Source organism: Micromonospora sp. NPDC049900, assembly GCF_044461025.1.
Lineage (GTDB): Bacteria > Actinomycetota > Actinomycetes > Mycobacteriales > Micromonosporaceae > Micromonospora.
The window spans coordinates 168831-174896 of sequence record NZ_JBITKM010000011.1 but is presented as its reverse complement, the minus strand read 5'-3'; the positions used below and the strand labels follow the sequence as shown (position 1 = coordinate 174896).

Sequence of the window (6066 nt, the reverse complement as noted above, 5' to 3'; positions counted from 1 at the left end):
CCGCGAGCCGGGCACCGCGAGCCGGGCACCGCGAGCCGGGCACCGCGAGCCGGGCACCGCGAGCCGGGCACCGCGAGCCGGGCACCGCGAGCCGGGCACCGCGAGCCGGGCTTTTCTGGATGAGTAGACAGCCGGTCGGCCTGGTAGACGTGTTCCCGCCGGCTTCGCCATGCCTCGCCGCGTCAGCCCGTCCGCTGTGTGAGTTGCTCCGTCGGACCGGCCGCTGTGGCGATCGGGCCAGCCCCGAGGCCACCGCCACCGCCACCAAACCCGAGGCCACCGCCACCAAAACGGACAAAGCGCCCGTCCCGACGCCTCGCTGGGCAGATCCAGGCAGGCACGTTCGCAGGTGGGTAGATTTGTTGTCGCTACAGCGACAACAAATCTACCCACCTGCCGATCTGTGCACGTCCCGCGCGCCCAGATGCAAGGAAGGGTCCCCTGCTAACGCCACCAAGCGTTAGCAGGGGACCCTTCCTTGCACGCCCGGCGCTCTTGCTCGGCGGAGCGCGACCGGCGGCCGATCACGGCAGCGAGCACGCACCGCGGGCCGATCACGAGCACGCATGGCGGCCGATCACGGCGGCGAGCCACCCGCCGCGGTCGATCACGGCGCCGAGCACCAATGGTGGGCTGCCTCGACAGTCGGCACACCTCGCCGAGCCAGACGGACCGTGATGGGGTGCGTGTCGACGTCTGCCGAGCGGGAAGACGCGAGGTGCCGCGCCGCGACACGCGTTGACGATCGAGCGTGCCCCTTGACGACGTACAACTGATTGGTTGTATATTGAAGTCGTGACGGAGACGAGTGAGGACCGGGCGGACGCCCTGTTCCATGCGCTCGCCGATCGCACCCGGCGGGACATCCTGCGCCGTGTGCTGGCCGGGGAGCACTCCGTCTCCGCGCTCGCCGCCAACTACGACATGAGCTTCGCGGCCGTGCAGAAACACGTCGCCGTGCTGGAGAGGGCCGGCCTGCTGACCAAGCGACGCAGCGGTCGCGAGCAACTGGCCAGCGGCGACGTGCAGGCGGTGCGCTCGGTCACCTCGATGCTCACCGCGCTCGAACAGATCTGGCGCGGCCGGATCGCCCGAATCGACGTACTCATCGCATCCGAAATCGACCAGGAGGACTGAACAGTGCCCGTCACCGACGTCAAGCAGGACCTCGACAACCTCAGCCTGACCATCACCGCTGACTTCGCCGCACCGGTGGAGCGGATCTGGCAGGTGTACGCCGACCCACGCCAGTTGGAGAAGATCTGGGGGCCGCCGACCTACCCGGCCACCGTGGTCGACCACGACCTCACACCCGGCGGTCGGGTGACGTACTACATGACCAGCCCGGAGGGCGAGCGCTACGCCGGATACTGGGTGGTCACCGCCGTCGACGAGGGGCAGAGCTTCGCCTTCGATGACGGCTTCGCCAACGACGACCTGACCCCCAACCCGGCGATGCCGGTCTCGAAGAACGTCTACACCTTCACCGCGCACGACGGCGGGACGCTGGTGACGTACGTGAGCACGTACCCGTCCGCCGAGGCGCTCCAGCAGGTGCTGGACATGGGCATGGTGGAGGGCGCCACCGGTGCGATCAACCAGATCGACGGCCTGGTCGCGGCCTGAGAGTTGCGGGAGCCGGTGCCGGGACCGGCGCGCGTACCGGGCCCTGCGCGCCCGCCGGGCCGCGCACCGGGACCGGCGCGATGTTAGGAAGGGGCCCTTCCTATACCGCAGGCGTTAGCAGGGTGCCCTTCCTTTCAGATGGCCGCGTGGTTCACTACTCCCCCGGAGAACGAACACGAGGGGTGGCGGGTGCGGGTACTGATTCTCGGTGGCACCGCCGAGGCACGCGATCTCGCCGCCCGGCTCGTCGACCGGCCGGCGCTGTCGGTGATCTCGTCGCTGGCCGGGCGGGTCGCCGATCCCCGTCTGCCGGTCGGTGAGGTACGCGTCGGCGGGTTCGGCGGTGCCGACGGGCTGGCCGGTTGGCTCGACGCCCATCGCGTCGACGTGCTGGTCGACGCCACCCACCCGTACGCGGCCCGAATCCGGACTGCCGCCGTCACCGCTGCCGCCCGGGTCGGCGTACCGCACCTACGGCTGGAGCGGCCGGGCTGGACGGCCCGTCCGGGTGACCGCTGGCACCGCGTACCGGACGTGGCCGCCGCGGTCCGGGAACTGCCGGCGCTCGGGCGGCGGGTCCTGCTCACCACCGGACGGCAGAGCCTCGCGGCGTTCCGCCCGTCGACCGGGTTGTGGATCCTGGCCCGGGTGGTGGACGCGCCGGACGACCCGCTGCCGGAGCACATTCGGCTGCTGCGCAGCCGGGGCCCCTACACGCTCGCCGGTGAACTGGAGCTGATCCGTACCCATCGCATCGACGTGGTGGTGACCAAGGACAGCGGCGGCCGGCTCACCGAGGCGAAACTCGACGCGGCCCGACAGCTCGGCCTACCGGTCCTGATGATCGACCGGCCGGTGCCCGCCGTCCACCCGACGACGGTGTCCAGGGTGGACGAGGCGGTGGACTGGGTGTCGGCGCTGCCGCTTCAGCCGGGATAGGTGCGCGGCGTCCAGACCACCACCGACTCGTCCCCTCGGGTGCTGACCTGGGTGGTCGACGAGCCGATGATGAGCAGGCACCGCATGTCCACCGTCTCCGGGTCGAGATCGCCGAGCGTGACCACGGTGATCGACTCGGTCGCCCGGCCCACGTCCCGGGCCAGCACCACGGGCGTCTTCGGGTCACGGTGACGCAGCAGCGTCTCCCGGGCCGCGCCGACCTGCCAGCGACGGCTGGCCGAGGCCGGGTTGTAGAGCGCGAGCACCAGGTCGGCGGCGGCTGCTGCGGCCAGCCGCGCCTCGATGACCGGCCACGGCTTGAGCCGGTCCGACAGCGACAACACCGCGAAGTCGTGCCCGAGCGGGGCACCGACCCGGCTCGCCGCCGCCTGCGCCGCGGTCAGGCCCGGCAGCACCCGCACCGGCACTCCGGTGAACCGGGCCTGCCCGGTCGCCACCTCGTAGACCGCGCTGGCCATCGCGAACACCCCGGGGTCACCGGAGGACACCACCACCACCCGGGCCCCGCCGAGCGCCAACTCCAACGCGTGCGCGGCCCGTTCGGTCTCCACCTGGTTGCCGGAGGTGTGCCGCTGCTGGCCGGGGCGCACCGGCACCCGGTCCACGTACGGGCCGTAGCCCACCAGGTGTTCGGCCTCGCGCAGCGCCCGCGCCACCTCCGGGGTGAGCCAGCGCGGTCCGGCCGGGCCGAGCCCGACCACGACCACCTCCCCCGCCGACGCCGGTGCCGGTGCCGGAAGGTCGTCCCGGCTGGCGGCACTGGTCGGGCTGGGCAGCAACGCCAGCGAGAAGTACGGCACCTCGTCGGCGGACACGTCGGCCAGTGGGGCGTGCCGTCCGCGCCGCGAGGTGGCCCGTTCCACGTACCACGTCTCGGGCAGCCGACCCGCGTCGTCCAGGGCGGCACGGACGTTGTCGAAGGTCCGACCCAGCTTGAGCACGGCGGCGGCGTCGGTGTCGGCGAGCCGCCGGGCGAGTTCCTCGGCGGGCAGCGTGCCGGGCAGGACGGTCAGCACCTCGTCGCGTTCGACGAGCGGCCGACCCAGCACGGCGGAGGCGGCGCTGACCGAGGTCACCCCCGGCACCACCTCGGCCGGGAACCGGTGCGCGAGCCGTTCGTGCAGGTACATGTAGGAGCCGTAGAACATCGGGTCGCCCGCGCAGAGCACCACCACGTCACGTCCGGCGGCGAGGTGGACGGCGAGCCGCTCGGCGCTGTCGTCGTAGAACCGGCGGATCACCCCCTCGTAGCCGTCCGGGTCGTCGGTGCCCTCGGTGGTGACCGGGTAGACCAGCGCCTCGTGAACGTGGTCCTCCCGCAGCAGCCCGGCCACGATGGACCGGGCGATGCTGCGACCGTGCCGGGCCGAGTAGTACGCGACCACGTCGGTCTCGGCGATCAGCCGGGCCGCCTTGACCGTCAACAGTTCCGGGTCGCCGGGTCCGACCCCGACGCCGTAGAGCGTGCCGGGCTCCACCATGGTCACTCCACCTCGCTCGCGATGCCGTTCACCGCCGCCGCGGTGACGGCGCTGCCACCTCGACGACCGTGCACGACCAGGTACGGGATCCCGGCCGGATGTGCGGCCAGGGCCTGCTTGGACTCGGCCGCACCGATGAACCCGACCGGCACGCCGACCACCGCCGCCGGCCGACCCGCGCCCTCGTCGACGAGTTCCAGCAGCCGGAACAGCGAGGTCGGGGCGTTGCCGATGGCGACCACCGCACCGTCGAGCCGGTCCCGCCACAACTCCATCGCGGCGGCGCTGCGGGTGGTGTCCAACTGCCGGGCCAACTCCGGAACCGCCGGATCACGCAGCGTGCACACCACCTCGTTGTCGGCGGGCAGTCGGCTGCGGGTGATCCCGGCGGCCACCATCGCCGCGTCGCAGAGCACCGGCGCACCGGCGGCCAGTGCCGCGTACCCGGCGGCAAGCACTTCGGGGTGCGCGTCCACGTCGTCGATCAGGTCGACCATGCCGCAGGCGTGGATCATCCGCACCACCACCCGGGCGACGTCGGCGGGGAACCGGGACAGGTCGGCCTCGGCGCGGATGGTGGCGAACGAGCGGCGGTAGATCTCGGCGCCCGCGCGGACGTAGTCGTAACTCATCGTGGTCTCCGTGCCTGTGCCACCCGCTCGGCCAGCGGGCCGTGGTGATCTCCTCCTGGGCCGGCGACACGGTAACCGGCGCCGGTGGCCACCGCCAGGGCCGCCGGACCGGCGGGACGCCCGCAGCACCGGTCGCAGCCGGCCCAGTGCAGGGGAAGCGCGGCGGCGGCGGGCGGTGCGGCGGCAGTCAGGGCGGCGGTGGCATCGGCGCGGACGTCGGCGAGCGCGCTGGCGCAACCGGGTCGGCCGGCGCAGGCGGTCACCCCGACCCAGGGCGAGGCCGCGTCGACGACCAGCCCGGCCCCGGTCAGCGCCGGCACCGCCGTCTCGGGTGCGGCGACCACGACGACGGTCCGCCACGGGGTCACCACCACCGGCTCGTCGGTCAGTGCGGCGAGCGTGTCGGCCTGCGCGGCGGTGAGCCGACCCAGTGGTGCGGCGGCGACCACGATGCCGGCCGGATGCGGACCGACTGGAGGCGGGTCGCTCTGTGGCGGGTCGGTCGGCTCGGCGTGCGGCTCGCCGAGCGCCGCGACGATGGCGGCGGATGCCTCCGGTAGGTCGGCCACCCGCCACACGTCGCGCCGTCCGGCACGAAGCCGCAGGAACGCCCGGGCGGCGGCGACGATCGTTGCGGCGACCTGGTTGGTGTCGGCCCGCAGCCCGACGTCGCGGCCCGCCACCAGCAGCGCACCGGTGTCGGCCAGCCAGCACAGGTCCGCGCCGAGGGCGGCGACGTCACCCCGGCCGTCGTCGACGGCGACGAGGAAACGGCCGCTGAGGTCGGCCAGCTCGGGACAGGCGCAGAGGGCCTCGTCGACCCGGGCCACCACCGGCCGTACGTCGGGTCGGCCGCCGTGGTCCAGGCCACTCAGCGGTGAGGCGAGGATGTTGCGGACCGTCTCGTGGCTGGCGCTGGGCAGCAGCCCCGACTCGACCAGGACGGCGGCGATCCGGTCCACCGCCTCCTGGTCGCCGATGCCGCGGAGCTGCACGTTCGCCCGTGAGGTCAGCTCCAGCGTGCCGTCGGCGTCGCGTCGGGCGGTGGCGGCCAGCCGGCGCAGTTGGGACGTGCTCAGCCGACCGCCGGGAAGGCGTACGCGCACCAGGAGTCCGTCGGCGGCCTGATGGGCTCGGAGCGCCCCGGGACACCGGTCGGCGCCGGAGCGGCCGGACGGGGTGGAGACAGCGGGCACCCGTTCATCGTAGAGTCGGAGTCTCGGCACGGAACCCGCCGAGATCAGCATCACGCGGTCGGCGCGGAGGAACCCGGTGCGAGTCCGGGGCGGTCCCGCCACTGTCACCGGCCCGGCCCCGTGCCGGGCCGCGAGCCAGACACTCCGGTCGACCGCGACCGACGGCCACGG

The 6066-nt window shown here is 73.3% G+C and carries 6 protein-coding genes and 1 riboswitch; of the genes, 3 read left to right on the top strand and 3 right to left on the bottom strand.

Going from position 1 to position 6066, the window contains the following annotated elements; genetic code table 11:
- The first annotated feature begins 795 nt into the window (after nt 1-795).
- The 3 genes from ACIBMZ_RS22780 to ACIBMZ_RS22770 all read left to right on the top strand — a co-directional run bounded on the left by ACIBMZ_RS22780 (nt 796) and on the right by ACIBMZ_RS22770 (nt 2565).
- Nucleotides 796-1137 carry an ArsR/SmtB family transcription factor gene (locus ACIBMZ_RS22780; RefSeq protein WP_396696887.1) on the top strand — a complete coding sequence of 114 codons (342 nt, stop codon included), beginning with the start codon at nt 796-798 and terminating at the stop codon, nt 1135-1137.
- A gap of 3 nt (nt 1138-1140) precedes the next feature.
- The gene (locus tag ACIBMZ_RS22775) at nt 1141-1626 is read left to right on the top strand and encodes an SRPBCC domain-containing protein (protein WP_396696885.1); all 486 of its coding nucleotides are present in this window, start codon (nt 1141-1143) and stop codon (nt 1624-1626) included.
- A 189-nt stretch (nt 1627-1815) separates the two neighbouring features.
- On the top strand, nt 1816-2565 hold the full coding sequence (locus tag ACIBMZ_RS22770) for a cobalt-precorrin-6A reductase (protein ID WP_396696883.1): 750 nt from the start codon (nt 1816-1818) through the stop codon (nt 2563-2565).
- Here the strand turns inward: ACIBMZ_RS22770 and ACIBMZ_RS22765 are convergent.
- Genes ACIBMZ_RS22765 through ACIBMZ_RS22755 form a run of 3 tightly spaced genes read right to left on the bottom strand, consistent with a single transcriptional unit; the run spans nt 2553 to nt 5895 of the window.
- Entirely contained in the window at nt 2553-4067 is a 1515-nt protein-coding gene (locus ACIBMZ_RS22765; protein ID WP_396696881.1) for a precorrin-2 C(20)-methyltransferase, read from the bottom strand. The two genes, ACIBMZ_RS22770 and ACIBMZ_RS22765, sit on opposite strands and share 13 nt — an antisense overlap.
- Nucleotides 4068-4069: 2 nt before the next feature.
- The gene (locus tag ACIBMZ_RS22760) at nt 4070-4699 is read right to left on the bottom strand and encodes a precorrin-8X methylmutase (RefSeq protein ID WP_396696879.1); all 630 of its coding nucleotides are present in this window, start codon (nt 4697-4699) and stop codon (nt 4070-4072) included.
- Complete coding sequence (locus tag ACIBMZ_RS22755; protein ID WP_396696878.1) at nt 4696-5895, bottom strand: precorrin-3B synthase; 1200 nt, start codon at nt 5893-5895, stop codon at nt 4696-4698. The genes ACIBMZ_RS22760 and ACIBMZ_RS22755 overlap by 4 nt, the downstream gene beginning before the upstream one ends.
- A 66-nt stretch (nt 5896-5961) precedes the next feature.
- Nucleotides 5962-6040: riboswitch (cobalamin riboswitch) on the top strand.
- The last annotated feature ends 26 nt before the right edge of the window (nt 6041-6066 follow it).